The 15,901-nt window shown below is 39.3% G+C and carries 19 protein-coding genes and 1 pseudogene; 4 read left to right on the forward strand and 16 right to left on the reverse strand.

Annotated features, from left to right (window positions below; genetic code table 11):
* Positions 1-59: 59 nt before the first annotated feature.
* The 11 genes and pseudogenes from EL097_RS08340 to EL097_RS08395 all read right to left on the reverse strand — a co-directional run bounded on the left by EL097_RS08340 (position 60) and on the right by EL097_RS08395 (position 7,703).
* The gene (locus EL097_RS08340; RefSeq protein WP_003048400.1) at positions 60-914 is read right to left on the reverse strand and encodes a type IV secretion system protein; all 855 of its coding nucleotides are present in this window, start codon (positions 912-914) and stop codon (positions 60-62) included.
* 16 nt (positions 915-930) lie between these two features.
* Positions 931-1,173 (reverse strand): hypothetical protein, encoded by a 243-nt coding sequence (locus tag EL097_RS08345; RefSeq protein WP_003048398.1) that lies wholly within the window; start codon positions 1,171-1,173, stop codon positions 931-933.
* A 17-nt stretch (positions 1,174-1,190) separates the two neighbouring features.
* Entirely contained in the window at positions 1,191-3,011 is a 1,821-nt protein-coding gene (locus EL097_RS08350; RefSeq protein ID WP_129545020.1) for a VirD4-like conjugal transfer protein, CD1115 family, read from the reverse strand.
* Positions 3,011-3,499 carry a hypothetical protein gene (locus tag EL097_RS08355; protein ID WP_039994964.1) on the reverse strand — a complete coding sequence of 163 codons (489 nt, stop codon included), beginning with the start codon at positions 3,497-3,499 and terminating at the stop codon, positions 3,011-3,013. The genes EL097_RS08350 and EL097_RS08355 overlap by 1 nt, the downstream gene beginning before the upstream one ends.
* A gap of 76 nt (positions 3,500-3,575) precedes the next feature.
* Complete coding sequence (locus EL097_RS08360) at positions 3,576-4,160, reverse strand: CPBP family intramembrane glutamic endopeptidase (RefSeq protein ID WP_003048394.1); 585 nt, start codon at positions 4,158-4,160, stop codon at positions 3,576-3,578.
* 2 nt (positions 4,161-4,162) lie between these two features.
* Positions 4,163-4,396 (reverse strand): hypothetical protein, encoded by a 234-nt coding sequence (locus EL097_RS08365; RefSeq protein WP_003048392.1) that lies wholly within the window; start codon positions 4,394-4,396, stop codon positions 4,163-4,165.
* 8 nt (positions 4,397-4,404) lie between these two features.
* Positions 4,405-4,788, reverse strand: a complete 384-nt coding sequence (locus tag EL097_RS08370; RefSeq protein ID WP_003048390.1) for a thioredoxin domain-containing protein — start codon at positions 4,786-4,788, stop codon at positions 4,405-4,407.
* 10 nt (positions 4,789-4,798) lie between these two features.
* Positions 4,799-5,227: a hypothetical protein gene (locus EL097_RS08375; protein ID WP_003048389.1), complete on the reverse strand. Its 429-nt coding sequence runs from the start codon at positions 5,225-5,227 to the stop codon at positions 4,799-4,801.
* A pseudogene (dcm, locus tag EL097_RS08380) lies at positions 5,211-6,566 on the reverse strand (DNA (cytosine-5-)-methyltransferase). Before dcm ends, EL097_RS08375 begins: the two are co-directional and overlap by 17 nt.
* Before the next feature lie 148 nt (positions 6,567-6,714).
* Entirely contained in the window at positions 6,715-7,533 is an 819-nt protein-coding gene (locus EL097_RS08390) for a replication initiator protein A (protein ID WP_003048383.1), read from the reverse strand.
* Positions 7,530-7,703: a hypothetical protein gene (locus tag EL097_RS08395; protein ID WP_003048381.1), complete on the reverse strand. Its 174-nt coding sequence runs from the start codon at positions 7,701-7,703 to the stop codon at positions 7,530-7,532. The genes EL097_RS08390 and EL097_RS08395 overlap by 4 nt, the downstream gene beginning before the upstream one ends.
* A gap of 532 nt (positions 7,704-8,235) precedes the next feature.
* Here EL097_RS08395 and EL097_RS08400 point away from each other — a divergent pair.
* The 3 genes from EL097_RS08400 to EL097_RS08410 all read left to right on the forward strand — a co-directional run bounded on the left by EL097_RS08400 (position 8,236) and on the right by EL097_RS08410 (position 10,350).
* Entirely contained in the window at positions 8,236-8,676 is a 441-nt protein-coding gene (locus EL097_RS08400) for a DUF1836 domain-containing protein (RefSeq protein WP_003048378.1), read from the forward strand.
* The gene (trhA, locus tag EL097_RS08405; RefSeq protein ID WP_003048376.1) at positions 8,673-9,323 is read left to right on the forward strand and encodes a PAQR family membrane homeostasis protein TrhA; all 651 of its coding nucleotides are present in this window, start codon (positions 8,673-8,675) and stop codon (positions 9,321-9,323) included. The genes EL097_RS08400 and trhA overlap by 4 nt, the downstream gene beginning before the upstream one ends.
* Positions 9,324-9,438: 115 nt before the next feature.
* Positions 9,439-10,350: a diacylglycerol/lipid kinase family protein gene (locus EL097_RS08410; protein ID WP_099982957.1), complete on the forward strand. Its 912-nt coding sequence runs from the start codon at positions 9,439-9,441 to the stop codon at positions 10,348-10,350.
* Positions 10,351-10,399: 49 nt separating this feature from the next.
* Here EL097_RS08410 and EL097_RS08415 read toward each other — a convergent pair whose 3' ends face one another.
* From EL097_RS08415 to EL097_RS08440, 5 genes are all read right to left on the reverse strand, one after another.
* Complete coding sequence (locus tag EL097_RS08415) at positions 10,400-10,834, reverse strand: hypothetical protein (protein ID WP_003048369.1); 435 nt, start codon at positions 10,832-10,834, stop codon at positions 10,400-10,402.
* A gap of 136 nt (positions 10,835-10,970) precedes the next feature.
* On the reverse strand, positions 10,971-11,177 hold the full coding sequence (locus EL097_RS08425) for a CsbD family protein (RefSeq protein WP_003048366.1): 207 nt from the start codon (positions 11,175-11,177) through the stop codon (positions 10,971-10,973).
* 249 nt (positions 11,178-11,426) lie between these two features.
* Positions 11,427-12,971 (reverse strand): ABC-F family ATP-binding cassette domain-containing protein, encoded by a 1,545-nt coding sequence (locus EL097_RS08430; protein ID WP_003048363.1) that lies wholly within the window; start codon positions 12,969-12,971, stop codon positions 11,427-11,429.
* A gap of 303 nt (positions 12,972-13,274) precedes the next feature.
* The gene (locus EL097_RS08435; RefSeq protein ID WP_003048362.1) at positions 13,275-13,808 is read right to left on the reverse strand and encodes an ECF transporter S component; all 534 of its coding nucleotides are present in this window, start codon (positions 13,806-13,808) and stop codon (positions 13,275-13,277) included.
* A complete protein-coding gene (locus EL097_RS08440) occupies positions 13,777-14,652 on the reverse strand; it encodes a pyridoxamine kinase (protein WP_003048359.1) in 876 nt (291 codons plus the stop codon). Before EL097_RS08440 ends, EL097_RS08435 begins: the two co-directional genes overlap by 32 nt.
* An 81-nt stretch (positions 14,653-14,733) precedes the next feature.
* Between EL097_RS08440 and EL097_RS08445 the strand changes: the two genes are divergently transcribed.
* Positions 14,734-15,839, forward strand: a protein-coding gene (locus tag EL097_RS08445) for an IS3 family transposase (protein ID WP_086014952.1) whose coding sequence is annotated in 2 segments (ribosomal slippage) — positions 14,734-15,010 and positions 15,010-15,839 — 1,107 coding nt in all. Because the reading frame shifts where the segments join, the coding sequence is not laid out codon by codon here.
* Positions 15,840-15,901 lie beyond the last annotated feature (62 nt).

Here is a 15,901-nt window from a genome sequence, read left to right on the forward strand (position 1 = left end):
ATGTTCTCCAATCTAAGTAAGCTATAAAAAGAGGAGGAGAGATAATGACTCCCTTCCTCCTACATGCCCAAAATACTTCGGGCGGTTCGTTGACTGCCAACTAAGGCAATGATTAACAAGATGGCCTGTACCAAGCCACCAAACATAACGGCGAGTGATTCCATAACTCCAGCTCCATTTGATACGGCAATCTTTCCAGCCGACTCAAACAAGGGAACAAGCGATACAATTAGAAAAATCAAAATACCTTGAACGGCATAGACCATGATGTTCTTAAGGTAGCCAATCCCAACACTTCTCCAGTCATCACTGAGGAAAGTCGGAATCGTTAAAGGTGCAAAAGGAATCATGAGATAGAGTTGGATAAAGCGAATGGTAATGAGGAGATTCACCACCATCACACTGACCAATCGCACTAACCATATCAAAATGGCAAAAAAGCCAACAATGAGTTTTCCAATAATGCCTGAACCTTTCAACCCTGAAATGGTCTCATAAGTCGTTCCCCCATGAGAAACGACACCAGCTACGCCTTCAATGATGTGAGAAGCAACGGCTAAGATGGCTTCTACAATAACGGTGGTGTTGGTAATCACCACAGCCACCATGATATAAGAGACAATCATTGGGGCAATAGCTTCAAAGGTCATCGCACCACCTGAGTTGGCGATTTTCTTAGCCATCTTCGAAAACTCAAGGACTAAAACGACTGCTAAAATAGCCACTCCCAAGGGCTGCATCACTCCTTTTGTGATAGCTGACATATAAGACCACACGGTTGGGTTATAATCCGCAAGGGATTTGACCAAGTTGGCCGTCGATTCCAAGTCCACGTTAAAACCTTCAAAAAGGCTATCGCTTGAAATTTTCTCCGAGGCTAGAAAGATAAAAGCTGAAGGTAATGTGTTGTTCATGTCATACCTAGTCCTCCTAAATAGTAATTTGGGTGATGAAGGCACCTGCGGCACCTACCATAACACCACCCACAATTTCTAAGATGGCATTGCGGACACCAGGTCCACCATCTTTGATATTGGTTGATAGGTTAATAATGCCCATGACGACAAGAAAGGCGCCTGTCGCAACCATTCCTTTTTGTAAGAGCGCCATGGCTTGGGCAAACATGGAACTGGCGTCCATGCCATAAACAAATCCTGTAAATTTTTGGTTCATACGATTCCTCTTTTCTATTAGTGTAGTGTGCTTTCTGTGCTTAAATCCCTAACCTTGTGGTCTGAGGGTTCAAACGGAACTTCCTCTGTTTTGAGGGGGTCAATGTGGTAATGCCACCAACGTTCATCTGACTCCTTATTCGCCAGGTATTTCCAGTTTTTGTGTTTCAATGGGAAGAACTTTTTCTCCTTAAAAACAGGAACTCCTGCTATTCTCACCAAGCACTCATCACGTTTCATGTTTCCCACTTCATCAGGGGTTATGAGATCCCTTGCAATTTTTTGATGAGAGGTTGACCCAGACCCTGTTTGGCCATACGACCGACTGGTACTTCTGACATCGATAGTTTGTTTGCCTAGAAGTCCACTCATGAACTTGAAGGTTTCTTCATCATTTCCACCTAAATAGAGGAGACTGTCGCAGTTTCCCAGTATGGTTTTCCAAGCCTCTTTTTCCTTATAAAGTCCTTGGAGTTGGGCAATATTTTGCAAGATGGGTACTAAACTCATGTTCCTAGAGCGAACTGTTGAGGTTTGTTCGGCAAAGTCTGGTATTACTCCCACATTGGCAAACTCATCCAGATAGCTTCTAACATGAATAGGCAGTTGCCCTTTAAAATCCACATCAGCCTGTCTGGTCAAGGTGGAGAAAACCGTGGAGAAAAAGAGGGCAGAGAGAAAGCGAAAGGTAGTATCATTATCTGGAATGACAAGATAGACCATAGTCTTCTGCGTTCCCCATGTCTTTAAGTCCAAGGTGTCACGTTTGGTTAAATCAATGACAGATTGGATATTAAAGAGGGCAAACTTAGCCGTTGTTACGGCAATCACCGAATCCAAGGTCTTATCCTTGTAGTTTTGGAAGTCTGCCCAGTTACGCATGGTGAAGTTTTCTGTCCCATATGTCTTGGCATAGGTCTCAAACATCACTTCTAGCACACTTTTGTCCTGATTGTCACCCTTAGATAAGAGCTTGATGAGTTTTCCAATATCAGAAAAAGCTGGATAGCGGCCACGCTTTCTTCTTGCCTCCTGTTCTTGTTTTGAACTACCTGGAGGATTGTAAAAATCTACCAAGTAAGAAGCGATGGCTCGCACCAAAGTCATGGAAGCCTCGTCCCAAAAAGGATCACTGCGAGAACCATTTCCCTTGGTATTATTAAAATAGACCGTTAACATGCGGTTCAAATCATTCTCAGTTTCTACATAGCGAAAGGGATTAAAACCATCTGAATTGGTCATATTAACCAGGTCTAAAATCTTGACCTGATAGCCATTTTCTAAAAAGAGTTTTCCTGTTTTTTCTGCTAAGTGGTCCTTTGGGTCAACGACAATGTTAGAACAGTTAAGCTGTATCAGATTGGGTTTGACAAAGCGAAAGGTCTTACCTGCACCAGAACCACCAATAACGATTAGATTCTTATTTCTGTCAAACTGTGGCTTCTTTTTTTCCAACAAGGTCAGACGGACATCACGAGCCAAAATCGTGTCATTGAAAGGATTCTTACTGTAAAAGTTCCGCTTTTCCTTACTGGTCCCAAATCGTGCAGAACCGTATTCTTCCCCTTCTCGATTGACCTTCTGTCCTGTCGAAACATAAAGATAGACTAGTGTCATCGTTAAAACCCCAAGAATAAAGGCAAGAAGAGATTTTTGAGTAAAGGAAAACAGCCATAAAGGATTGAAGACTTGATTTAGCCCCTCTCCTAAAAGGTAAGCTAAACGGTCCATAGGTGGGGCATTAGTTAAACTATCATAGAGTAGGGTTAGACGGTGGCAGAAATAGCCAAAGGCGAGACCCAAGATTCCAAAGACCAAAGCTTTATGTTTGGAATACATTACAAGGTCACCTCCTTGGTTTTGACTGCAGAAGGTTCTGACACTCTAATTTTCTCTTTGGCCAGCCCTATCTCTTGGTCCAAGGTTTTGTCAAAAGTTAGCCCTTGTAACTTTTCTGGATTAGACATCAGTTTCTTTAATAATTCATCTAAGTGATGGTCCAGCAAGTTCTTATCTTTGGCATAGAAGTAGAGATAGTCTTTTTGCCAACTAATAGCAATCGGCAGTTTTTCCGACTCCATCAACTCCTTAAATTTCTCAACATCAATTGGCTTATCTAGGATGTCTTTACTAACATCAATCGCTTCAATTGCGTAAGGACTTTGAAGGAGTTCTTCCAGTTTTTGAACCCCAATCTTATAAGCTGAATCTTGGGCTAAGGCTTGTCTAGCCGACCATTCTAAGAGCTTTAAGAGGGTTCTAACAGTAAATAAACTACTTCTTTCCACGTATTGCATCGCCTGACGTTCTTGTTGTTCAGATGACATGGTGACCTCCTCTTCTTTCGATTCCCTATCAAACATAAGGTGCTTCCATAATACGGAAGCACTCTTGATTTTGGTATCACAGAATAGACACTACATAAACAAGAATATTCCAAGCAAGATGTAAGCCAATTGTTGTCTTACAATCTGTTTTGTATCTCACAACACCCAAACTCAGCCCAAGGTAACTATACATGAGCCAACTCCCTAACTGATTGGGACCATGGGCTAGAGTAAAGAGAAAACTAGTCGCTCCTATTTGTACAAGAGGATATTTCAATTTTTCCCACAGCAAATGCCTATAAACAATCTCTTCAAGGACACTTGCATTCACTAGAAATAATAAAAAGATAATAGGAGGAACCTGCTTTCCAACTTCTACCAATACCGCTTGATTCTTAGTCTGAAATGGGAATAGAAAACTGATTAGGAGCGCAACAGAAACCATACATACAAATCCCAAAGCTCCAAATATTAAGCGACTTCTTAAAGTCATATTTTGGGCTTGAACAGTTTTGAGATGCGTAATTTCTAGACAAGTCACACCAAAAAGAATCAATTGTAGCAAGACTAAGACTTTAATCGTTATATAGTCTTGCAGGTATATACTCACCAGAAGACCGTTAAGCTGTATGGCTAGATAAAACACCACTATCCTTATCATTGTCACCTCTTGAATAAATCTTCATAATCAATATCTAATACTAGAACGATTCGCTCAACCCACCTAGTCTGTGGCATTAGGCGATTGGATTTGTAGTGACGCAGTTTTTGATAGAGACGATTAAACTCACTAGGATAGACATATTGACCTCTAAACATGTTTCGAGCCAACTCTGCCCAAGTGAGGTCTTTTTCTACCAGAATGATTTCTAAATTGTCCCAAAATCGTTCATTCAACTTCACACCTACCCTGTCACTTGTTTCATCAGACTGGCCTGAAACAGTTCTTCTTTTACCTGTCTGGGAAGAAAGGTGCGCACTTCGTCTAGCCCAATAGCTGGATAGACATAATTCTGACAGACAATGAGAGGCAGACGAAGGTTTTGGTCTGGCTTTTGGAGAATAAGCTGAATCATCTCATTCAAACTTATCGAATATTGACGCTTAAAGCGAAGAAATCGTGGCGACAGTAACTCAAAACAATCCGTTGTTTTGGCAAATAGTGACAGTATGATTTCACGGTTTACATCACATGCTTTTGTACAACGATAAGTCACACCATAGGTCGTCAAAATGGTTAGTAAGTCTTGATTTGTATTGGCATTATTTCCTAGATATACCTCAAGCATTGGCTCCTCCTTATAAGGTTAGGCTATTTTCAATTGTTGGTTCAGGAGTTGAGAAATAGCGACTCATGTCAATAGGCATCCGTCCTTCACCGAAGCACTTAACAGTTATCAATGTTGTCAGTATGCCATCTTTGCCTTCTGCAGTATAGTGTTGACCAAAGGCACGAAAAGACAGATGATTGTCTTCAGTCAATAGGGTATCCACACCATTTTTAATGTCCCTCGTTTCAATAAAATCTGAAATCTGATGAAGATTGGATTCGTAGAATAGTGGGTAGTTCATCTTTTTATGGTAATCATCTTCAAAGGTCACCTCAAAGTCACAATCAAAATTGGGGAGTGACGTTATCATTTCCAATAGCTGATTAGTCTCTGCTTGATGAATACGTTCTTCTAGTTCCGAGCAATCTAGGATACTTTTCTTATGTAGTAGGTTCATGTCTTTCTTCTTCTTCCATTCTTCTAAATTCTCTCGCAATGGCTTCAATAACTGTGACAGTCACACTATTGCCGGCCTATTTGTATAATTGACTTTTACTGGAGACTGATTCTGCTTTTTCATAAGCCCAATCAGGAAAACCTTGCAGTCTAAAACATTCTCTGGGAGTTAGTCGTCTGATTCTCAAGCGATAAAGTTTCCCATCAAAGACAATACCTGTAACCTCATACCACTTATTCTTTCGGTATTCCATAGCAGCAACTACTACTCCCATATTGTCTGAAGTCGTTAGTGTATTTGATATTCCCTTACCAACCCGTCCTCTTCGTTTGGTTGAGTCTGGATAAGCAAGATTAACGGAATCTCCTAGCGTCGCCTTTGCGAATCCCGCTTTTGTGGCTTCCTTGATTTTCAGATACGGCAATTCTTCTCTCAATAATATCTTTGGCACCTTATCTCCACCCTGCATGGTTGTCAATGTTGGTGACAAGCCAGAAATGTCAAATACTCTTCCAGTCTGGTCAAAGCTAGTCGGAAAGTTTCCAGCGACAACAACCCCGTGTCTATCTTGATTGGTCAAAGTAAACATTGGGTCTTGATTGTCCTTAAAGCGACGTCCGTTTTGACGTTTTTCTAGTCTATCAGGCGTCAAAACTGGAACGGCAATTTTTGCCCCCTCTCCTTTACCTCTCAATAGTGCAGGAGCAAGTCCACTTGTCAGATAGACTTCACCATTCAAACCACGCTTAGAGGGATTAACATTCCTTAGCCTTTCAAGATGAGCTGGGCTGTTTTCTCCTCTGAGAGGAAATAGGAATCTGGAACGGTATCTTCTAGAATGTCCGATAATAAAGACCCGTTCTCTGTTTTGCGGGACTTGGAAGTCCTTACTGTTAAGCACCTGCCATTCGACATCATACCCCAATTCATCCAGCGTAGAGAGGATTGTGGCGAACGTCCGTCCCTTGTCGTGATTGAGTAGGCCTTTGACGTTTTCCAAAAATAGAAAACGTGGTTGGATTTGTTTGGCGCATCTAACAATTTCAAAAAAGAGAGTCCCTCGAGTATCTTCAAATCCCAATCGTCTTCCTGCGAGTGAAAATGCTTGGCAAGGGAATCCCCCGCAGATGATGTCCACTTGCCCTCTAAATTGTCTAAAATCATGGTCTGTGACCTCTTTAATGTCATGGTATTCTATTTCTCCTTCTGTGTTAAACATAGCTTTGTAGGATGTTCTAGCGAATTTATCAATTTCACAAAAGCCCAAGCACTCATGCCCTTGTGCTTCCAGTCCCATCCTAAAACCGCCTATCCCAGCAAATAAATCTAAAAATTTCATTTTTCCTCTCTTTCCAAATAAAAAAGAGCCTTACACTTGTAAAACTCTTGGCTATATATGATCATCCATTTCTGGTGTACGAATGATTTCAACAATTAAAACGATAAGTGAAACCAAATAGATTCCACCTAGTATCCACCAAATCATTTTAATCACCTCCCTTTTCTTCTTGTCGTCTGACTTGCTTGGTCCATTCTGACAGGACACCATTAAAGACATATTCAGCAATTACTTCCGCTGACCGAGCAAATCGCATATGTTCCAAAGCATACTGATAACGATCACTAAAATAAATCATGGCATAGTCACTAGCCGACTGAGATAGACCTGTTTGTCTTAACTGGTCATGAACTAGACCCCAAATATAGTCTCGATCGTACTTTGTCACACCATCGACTTTTAGAGAAAAGTTTTCTTCTTGTTTTTTATCTACTAGCTGCCTCTCCTCCTCGTCCTCAATAAGGAAATCACTCCCTTCAGTCTCACTATAATTAGTCTCATTTCCTTCAGTCTCACTAGGGGCTGAATTTAAGACCGGCCCCGGCTGATTTTGAGACCCCCCTAGTGTTTTTTTAGCACTACCCCCGTCTGTTTTTAAAACTGGGGTAGGTTCATGCTCTAATTCTCCTAAATAAATCTTGTTGGCCATTCGACCTTTTTCACTGGAGGACTGTTGGATTTCATCCATTAAACCATAGTCACGTAAGGTTTTCTTGATAGAGAGTAATTTTGACTTTGAACAGCCCAAAAGCGCCATCAGATTTGAATTGGAATATATCAAATAAATAGCACCATCCTCATCAATCCAGCCTTTGCTTAAAGACAACTCCAACCGATCTTTTAAAACCGCGTAGGCTACCTTAACCTCCAGTTTCATATCCTTATAGCGTTCACTCTCAAATAATAATTTAGGTAGCTTATAGTAGCGTTCTGATGTTTGATACTGATTTGCGGTAATACGTTTCATGACTGTCCCTCCAAGACCAAAAGTCCAACATTTCCCAATTCATCAAATTGAATTAAACCTACTTGTTCCATTTCATCAACTAGTTGTATGGCCTTCTCATTTTCAACTCCCATAATTGTTGTTAGATAACACATCACGATTTGACGTGATGATTGTTCATTCTTTTGCATGAATGCCTCCTGAAAATAAAAAAAGCGAGAACACTTATTAACATGTTCTCACTGAAATTTCAATGCTATACTATAATATTACACTTGTTTCGTTTTAAATTTTCGAAATTTTAGTCACCAAATTAGTCACCAAAAATTTGGTTATTATTGCTTATTATTGCTCAACTCCTACTTTCCCTTCAAAAAATAGTAATTATTAAAAAATTGAAAAACCCTTGTAAATAAAGGGTTTTCGGCCAATTTTACTCAAAAAATATGTTTGATTTTCTACGCTAAGTTTCATGACTCCCATTCAACCATTGAATAGTTGCCATGAGTGTATAGTTCCTTTCGTAGCATCATCTTCTTCGTGATAAAATAGTCTGATTGCGACAGAAGTCATCTATCTCAATCAATTCTTTAACATTATAGCATGATTAGCTTCACTTCGCCATTTCTACTTTCCTTTTTTATGTTTTTACAGTTTTTACTTGCAAAAAGTTTTTACTAATCATATAATCTAGTTATTAAAACTAGATAGAGAGAAAGACCTATGATTTTCCCTACATTACCTTATTGGAAGGATCTACCTGATTTAGACTTATATTTGGATCAGGTGTTACTTTATGTCAATCAGTGCACTGATTTTTCAGAGGTGTCAGATAATAAATCGCTAACGGCGTCTATGATTAATAATTACGTCAAACATGGGTACGTGTCCAAACCCATTAAGAAAAAATACCAAAAGCAACAACTAGCCCGCTTAATTGCTATCAGTCTCTTTAAAAGAGTATTTCCCATTCAAGATATTAGCCGAGTATTGCAGCGTTTACAGAACGATGATGATTCAAAACAATTATATGATACCTTTGTAACCTGTTGGAATGAGCACACAAGAACAGAGGATCATATTCCACCTATTATTCTTGTTGCTTGTCAAACGGTAAAAGATTACCACCACACGATTTTTTTATCCCAGGAGGCAACCAAATGAATCAAACCTTTAAACAAAGTTTACCATTATCTTTTAGTGAGGAAGTAGCAAACAGCGTGACACATGCTATCGGAGCATTTGCTATGCTCATTTTACTTCCTATTTCAGCCAGCTATGCCTATCAAACTTATGACCTTAAAGCTGCTATTGGTAACTCTATCTTTATCATCAGTCTCTTTTTGATGTTTTTATCCTCTACGATTTACCACTCCATGGCTTATGGTTCGGTTCACAAATACATCTTACGCATTATTGATCACAGTATGATTTACATTGCTATTGCAGGGAGTTACACACCTGTTGCTTTATCTCTTGTTTCTGGTTGGCTAGGCTATGTCATTATTGTTTTGCAATGGGGCATTACTCTTTTTGGAATTTTATACAAAATTTTTGCCAAACGTATCAATGAAAAATTCAGTTTGATGCTTTATATCGTCATGGGGTGGCTTGTTATTTTCATCTTACCTGTCATCATTCAAAAAACTAGTCTTACTTTTGGCCTTCTCATGTTATTTGGCGGCTTATCTTACACGATTGGTGCGGCCTTTTATGCCAAAAAGAGACCCTACTTCCATATGATATGGCATCTCTTTATTTTATTGGCTTCGGCTTTACAATTTATCGCTATTACTTTCTTTATGCTTTAGAAGAATAGATGCTCAGACTGATTGAGAGGCTTTATGTGATGAGTTGATGTAAGACATCATTTGTCAGAAGTGGTATAATGGTTAACGATTAATAAGCTGTCAAAGGAGAGACCTGATGAAAACTGTTCGGATTTTTTACAATCCTAATTCTGGAAAGAAAGAAGACCAACTTGCTGGGCAAGTCAAAGACTATCTTTGCCAACATGGTTTTTCCGAAGATTCTGTAGAGGTGATTACTCCTAAAGGTGCTGACCAAGCCTTTCAATTAGCAAAACAAGCTGCCAAGGACAAGATTGACTTGGTTATCCCTCTTGGTGGCGATGGCACACTGAATAAAATCATCGGTGGTGTCTATGAGGGAGGAGCTCATTGTTTAATTGGATTAGTGCCGTCAGGGACAGTCAATAATTTTGCAAAGGCTATGCATGTTCCCTTACAAGTTACCGAGGCATTGGATACCATTTTGGCGGGACAAATTAAGCAAGTCGATATTTGCAAAGCTAACCAGCAATACATGATTTCCAGTTTAACCTTAGGATTACTAGCTGATATTGCTGCTGACGTAACAGCTGAGGAAAAACGACGCTTTGGTCCCCTAGCATTTTTAAAAGATAGTATTCGAATACTGAGACGAAATCGCAGCTATGCCATCTCTTTAATTAGCCATAACCATCGTATTCACCTGAAAACGAAGTTTCTCTTAATCACGATGACAAATACCATCGCTGGTTTTCCTTCTTTTTCTCCTAATGCTCAAGCTGATGATGGCTATTTCCAAGTTTATACCATGAAAAAAGTTTCTTTCTTTAAATTCTTATGGCATATTAATGAGTTTAGACAAGGGGATTTTTCCAAGGCAGAGGAAATCAGTCATTTTCAAACCAATAGCCTTAGTTTATTGCCACAAGCTAAGAAACAAGGAATATCTCCACGTACTAGGATTGATGGAGATAAAAGTGACTACCTGCCCATTCAATTAGATATCATTCCAAAAGCCATTTCGATTATTGTTCCAATAAAAGACTAAAAAAGTGCCATTTGGCACTTTTTGTCTTATCTTAAAGGTATTTGTAAACTTAATTTTCATCATCGGCATCTGTCTTATCGCTGGCGGGTTTTTCTTTTTTAGATTGGATAATTTGGCTAGTGGTTTCACCAAACCCTTCTACCTTTTCTTTAGCCTGTCCCAAAGATTCTTCAACCGTTTCAGCAGCAATACCGCCGTAAACTTCAACGGCATCTTTAGTATCTTTCCACTTTTCTTCGACGGTTTCAGCAGCAATCCCACCATAAACTTCAACAGCATCTTTGGATTCTTGGACTTTTTCGGAAACTGTATCTAAAACTTTCTTACTTTTATCATGCAAGTAAGTGTTAAGATCTTCAATCTTCTTAGCACTCTCTTTCAAGAGCTGATCCTTTTTAGAAGATGAAAGACTCAAGTAAGCAATCGTTGCTGCGGCTGAACCTAAAAGTAATCCCAAAAAGACACCATGATTTTTCTTAGCCATTGGCTGACCTACTTTCTGTTAGTCGGAGTTTTACTGTCGTTAATGATTTTTTTTACCAGTTTGACAGCTGGAATGACCAATAAAACAAGTTGTAAGACTTCTGTGAATTTAATATTTCTTTTTTTCATGAAGTAAATTACTCCTTTTTATCTTTTCCTGATAAATGATCAACAAATCCTTGGATACTATCTTTAGCCTCATCAATAACTTCAGCAATTTTACCTTTAGTATGTTCTGCCTTACCTTCTGCTTCCAAGGATTTGTCATCAGTAAGATGCCCTACAGTTTCCTTTATTTTTCCTGAAACCTGATCTCGTTTAGCTTTGAATTTTTCTTCTGACATTAGTAACACGTCCTTTCAATTGAAGAGCCACAAAGTTGTCTTATCTTAAAGGAATTAATAAAAGGTTGTCAAAGTGACTACGTCAATTATTTTCGTATTTTCAATAAAAAATAACTACAATAACATTTGTTATAAAATGTTAATGAAACCTTGTTATATAATGAATTTTTTAAGTGACAACACATTTATTAATTTATATTGTCATTATACCATGGCAATTAGTTTCCGTCAAAGATTTTGCTTTTTAGCTTATGTCAATTGATTGAAATCCCAGATATCAGTTACCCAGTCCTCATAAAAATCAGGCTCGTGGCAAACCATTAAAATGGAGCCTTTATAAACTTTCAAGGCGCGCTTCAGTTCTTCTTTAGCATCGACATCAAGGTGATTCGTCGGCTCATCTAAAATAAGCACATTGTTTTCACGATTCATCAGGAGACAAAAACGAACTTTGGCTTGTTCACCACCCGAAAGCACCTGAATTTGACTCTCAATATGTTTTGACGTTAAACCACAACGGGCTAAAGCTGCTCGTACTTCAGCTTGGTTCAAAGCAGGGAAAGCGTCCCAAACAGCTTCCAAAGGGGTTTGGCGGTTACCACCTGCTACTTCTTGCTCAAAGTAACCAACTTCCAGAAAGTCCCCTGTTTCAACGTTGCCTTCCAGAGGTTGAATAATGCCTAAAAGACTTTTAAGCAAGGTTGATTTCCCAATACCATTAGCTCCAATGATAGCGATTTTTTGATTGCGTTCAAAATTAAGGGCCAAAGGCTCTCTCGTTAGCGGACGATCGTAACCAATCACAAGATTTTTAGCTTGGAAAATAAAACGACTAGGCGTTCTGGCTTCTTTAAAGTCAAAACTTGGTTTTGGTTTTTCGGCTTGAAGCTCAATCAAATCCATCTTGTCCAGCTTTTTCTGACGGGACATGGCCATATTACGAGTGGCCACTCTAGCCTTATTACGATTGACAAAGTCTTGCAAGTCAGCGATTTCTTTTTGTTGACGCTCGTAGGCTGCTTCCAACTGTGATTTTTTCATGTCATAAACAGCTTGGAATTGATAATAATCACCCGTATAACGTACCAAATCTTGATTTTCGACATGGTAAACAATGTTAATCACATCATTTAAGAAGGGAATGTCATGTGAAATTAAAACAAAAGCATTCTCATAATTCTGCAAATAACGTTTGAGCCACTCAATGTGCTCAGCATCTAAATAGTTAGTTGGTTCATCTAGCAAGAGAATGTCAGGTTTTTCCAGCAGCAGTTTAGCCAATAAAATTTTGGTTCGTTGCCCACCTGACAAAGCAGTGACATCAGATTCCATGCCAAAGTCCATCACACCTAAAGCTCGTGCCACTTCGTCAATCTTAGCATCAAGCGTGTAAAAATCACGACTTTCTAAACGATCTTGTAGTTCACCAACTTCTTCCATCAAGGCATCAATATCTGCTCCTTCGTCCGCCATTGACATGTAAATCTCATTGATGCGTTCCTCAGTCTTAAAGAGCTCATCAAAGGCTGTCCGCAACACATCTCGAACCGTTTGCCCAGCTTCAAGGACGGTATGTTGATCCAAGTAACCTACTGTTACGTATTTAGACCATTCAATTTTCCCTTCATCAGGCTGGAGATGGCCAGTCACAATGCTCATGAAGGTTGATTTCCCTTCACCATTTGCTCCAACTAGACCGATATGCTCACCTTTTAAGAGGCGAAAGGACACGTTTTCAAAAATAGCACGATCTCCAAAACCGTGACTCAGCTGTTTAACTTCTAAAATACTCATGATTTCTTCCTTAATTGTCATCAAAAAAGCCGTAAAAACGGCTTTTACATGTATTTAATTATGGCAAAATTGTAACCTTTTGTCAATTGATGGGATAAGTGATTACTTTTCTTGAAAAGTCTTACCACTTGTACGACTAATTTTATCAAACAGACACTATTTTTAGATATGAGACTGGGACAAACAGCCTTATACCAACTCCCCTAGTTTATATATTTTAACTTTATGTGAGACATTTTAAATTATTCTTATCTAAAAAATATTAATTAATCAGCACCACAAGTATTAATTATTACTCGTTTATCAGTTCAATCGTTCTCTCAATCTCTTTAAAGCAGGGTAGATGAATGGGACCGCTATCATTGTTAGTAGAGTCGTTCCAAAACTACCTCCAACTTTTCCAAGTGCTGCCAGTAGAGCTGCTTGAAAGGGAAGTTGAGCCCCAAAATAGCCAAAGAGAATGTATTTGATAATGTTAATCAATAATTTTGCTAGTGCTGCTACTACTCCTACGGCGATGATAGCTTGTGATTTTTGGCTTGATTGCATTCCTTTTTCGTAGATAAGGTGTAAAAGAAAACAAATGAGTAAAGATTCCAAAATAGTTATCCAAACCACTGAGGCATAACCATTTAAAAGGTCAAAGATTCCTAAACCAAGGCTAGCTACTAGCGCTGCACTTTTACTGCCATATAGTAAAACCGCAACAACGACCAAAGCATTTCCAAGATGAATAAATTGAACACCTACGGGAATTCGTAGCAGTTGCACCGACACGAAAATAAGGGCTGCATAAAGACTAAGTTCAATGTGATGAGCTAATTTTTGAGATGTCATGGTTTTCCTCCAATAATTGTTGAAATGATGTGATGAGATAGGCTAAATGAAACTCATAAGCAATGCCAAATGCTATATTTCTCTTTAAATCAAGGGTAGTCTCCAAAGATTTTTCCAGAAAAGAGACGGTAAGTTCTAAAATATCTCCTAAAGGTAATTGATAGGAGAATCCGGAAGCAATAATTGCTGAAGCAATATCTCCTGTACCGTAAAAATGCTCAGGAAATTGCTTTCCGAAATGATAAGTTAGCTGATTGTGAGCAGCTTGATAATAAGCAAAGCCAATTTGTCCTTCTTCAAAAGATACACCACTAATAATAGCTTCTTTCGGCCCTAAGTTAGTCAATTTGATAGCTAACTCCTTTATATCCGACCTACGATAGCCCTCTTTCAAATAAGGGGTTTGTGTCAGAAGACATGCCTCAGTAATATTAGGCAATATCAAATCAGCTTTTTGGGCTAGGCTTCTCATTGCTTTGAGGTGCTGCTCGCTTAACCCGGAATAAAGCCTGCCTTGATCTGCCATAATAGGATCTAAGACAAGAGGCATATTCTGCCGCGAAACAAAAGCTAATATCTTGTTAGCATCCTCTACCTGATTAAGATAACCTACAAAAAGACTGTCAAATTTCAGATCACTTTGCTCCCAAGCTAATAAAAAACCGTCTAAGAATGTTGAGGTTGAGTGTTTGAGAGGGGTTTGTCCGCCTCCAGTATGACTTGAGAAGAGACAGGTTGGTAATAAAACCTGCTCCATACAACAGGCTGCCATGAGTGGAATACTGGCCGATAAGGCTACCTTGCCAAGGCCTACCAAATCGTTAGCCACAATAATACGTTTCATGATGAATGACCTCTTGAATAGGTTACACTAAACTAGACAGTCTTATAAAGTGTTCTACACTAAAGAAAATAGGAGAATATTATGTCTAGAAAAATACGTCGCCACTTCGCCGACGACTTTAAGCAACAAATCGTTGACCTTCACAATGCAGGGATGAAACGAAGTGAGCTTATCAAAGAATATGAGTTAACCCCATCAACCTTCGATAAGTGGGTACGTCAGGCAAAAACAACTGGTTCCTTTAAAACTATTGATAATCTTACAGATGAGCAGCGTGAGCTGATGGAACTCCGAAAGCGTAATAAAGAACTCGAAATGCAGCTAGATATCCTAAAGCAAGCGGCGGTGATTATGGCACGAAAAGAGAAGTAATCACTGCTAACAAAGACAAATATAGCATTTCAGCCATGTGTCGGTGGTTGGGTATTCCTCGTTCTAGCTATTACTACAAAGCTGTGGAATCCGTATCTGATACCGAGCTTGAAGAAAAAATCAAAGCTATTTTTCTCGAAAGTAAGGCCAGATACGGGGCTAGGAAAATCAAGAAATGTTTGAAAAATGAAGGCATCCAGCTGTCTCGTCGTCGGATTCGTCGCATCATGCACAGACTCAACTTAGTATCCGTTTACCAGAAAGCAGCCTTCAAGCCATATTCAAAAGGGAAGAATGAGGCAGCTATTCCTAATCACTTAGCCAGACAATTTCATCAAGAAAAGCCTCTAAAAGCTTTAGTGTCAGACTTAACCTACGTTCGTGTCGGTAATGGTTGGGCTTATGTTTGCTTGATTATTGACCTCTTCAATCGTGAAATCATCGGTCTGTCAGTTGGTTGGCACAAGACCCCCGAATTGGTCAAACAAGCGATTCAGAGCATCCCTTACGCTCTGACCAAAGTCAAGATATTCCAGTCAGATCGTGGGAAGGAGTTTGATAATACTTTGATTGATGACATGTTGGAGGCCTTCGGAATCACCCGCTCTCTTAGTCAAGCAGGTTGTCCTTACGACAATGCCGTTGCTGAAAGTACCTATCGTGCTTTCAAAATGGAATTTGTCTACCAGGAAACTTTCCAGACGCTAGAAGAATTGGCCCTCAAAACTAAGGACTATGTCCACTGGTGGAATCACCACCGCATTCACAGCTGCCTCAACTACCAAACACCGATGACCAAACGTTTAGTCGTTTAGAAAAAGCACTTTATAAAATCTGTACAGAAAAGTGTTGCCTTTTCATCTTTTCTTTACTAACT

The organism is Streptococcus canis, assembly GCF_900636575.1.
Lineage (GTDB): Bacteria > Bacillota > Bacilli > Lactobacillales > Streptococcaceae > Streptococcus > Streptococcus canis.

Excerpts from the sequence above, each read along its gene's own strand:
- EL097_RS08340 (WP_003048400.1), bottom strand. The coding sequence starts at position 914 with ATGAACAACACATTACCTTCAGCTTTTATCTTTCTAGCCTCGGAGAAA.
- EL097_RS08345 (WP_003048398.1), bottom strand. The coding sequence starts at position 1,173 with ATGAACCAAAAATTTACAGGATTTGTTTATGGCATGGACGCCAGTTCC.
- EL097_RS08350 (WP_129545020.1), bottom strand. The coding sequence starts at position 3,011 with ATGTATTCCAAACATAAAGCTTTGGTCTTTGGAATCTTGGGTCTCGCC.
- EL097_RS08355 (WP_039994964.1), bottom strand. The coding sequence starts at position 3,499 with ATGTCATCTGAACAACAAGAACGTCAGGCGATGCAATACGTGGAAAGA.
- EL097_RS08360 (WP_003048394.1), bottom strand. The coding sequence starts at position 4,160 with ATGATAAGGATAGTGGTGTTTTATCTAGCCATACAGCTTAACGGTCTT.
- EL097_RS08370 (WP_003048390.1), bottom strand. The coding sequence starts at position 4,788 with ATGCTTGAGGTATATCTAGGAAATAATGCCAATACAAATCAAGACTTA.
- EL097_RS08375 (WP_003048389.1), bottom strand. The coding sequence starts at position 5,227 with ATGAACCTACTACATAAGAAAAGTATCCTAGATTGCTCGGAACTAGAA.
- EL097_RS08390 (WP_003048383.1), bottom strand. The coding sequence starts at position 7,533 with ATGAAACGTATTACCGCAAATCAGTATCAAACATCAGAACGCTACTAT.
- EL097_RS08395 (WP_003048381.1), bottom strand. The coding sequence starts at position 7,703 with ATGCAAAAGAATGAACAATCATCACGTCAAATCGTGATGTGTTATCTA.
- EL097_RS08400 (WP_003048378.1), top strand. The coding sequence starts at position 8,236 with ATGATTTTCCCTACATTACCTTATTGGAAGGATCTACCTGATTTAGAC.
- trhA (WP_003048376.1), top strand. The coding sequence starts at position 8,673 with ATGAATCAAACCTTTAAACAAAGTTTACCATTATCTTTTAGTGAGGAA.
- EL097_RS08410 (WP_099982957.1), top strand. The coding sequence starts at position 9,439 with ATGAAAACTGTTCGGATTTTTTACAATCCTAATTCTGGAAAGAAAGAA.
- EL097_RS08415 (WP_003048369.1), bottom strand. The coding sequence starts at position 10,834 with ATGGCTAAGAAAAATCATGGTGTCTTTTTGGGATTACTTTTAGGTTCA.
- EL097_RS08425 (WP_003048366.1), bottom strand. The coding sequence starts at position 11,177 with ATGTCAGAAGAAAAATTCAAAGCTAAACGAGATCAGGTTTCAGGAAAA.
- EL097_RS08430 (WP_003048363.1), bottom strand. The coding sequence starts at position 12,971 with ATGAGTATTTTAGAAGTTAAACAGCTGAGTCACGGTTTTGGAGATCGT.
- EL097_RS08435 (WP_003048362.1), bottom strand. The coding sequence starts at position 13,808 with ATGACATCTCAAAAATTAGCTCATCACATTGAACTTAGTCTTTATGCA.
- EL097_RS08440 (WP_003048359.1), bottom strand. The coding sequence starts at position 14,652 with ATGAAACGTATTATTGTGGCTAACGATTTGGTAGGCCTTGGCAAGGTA.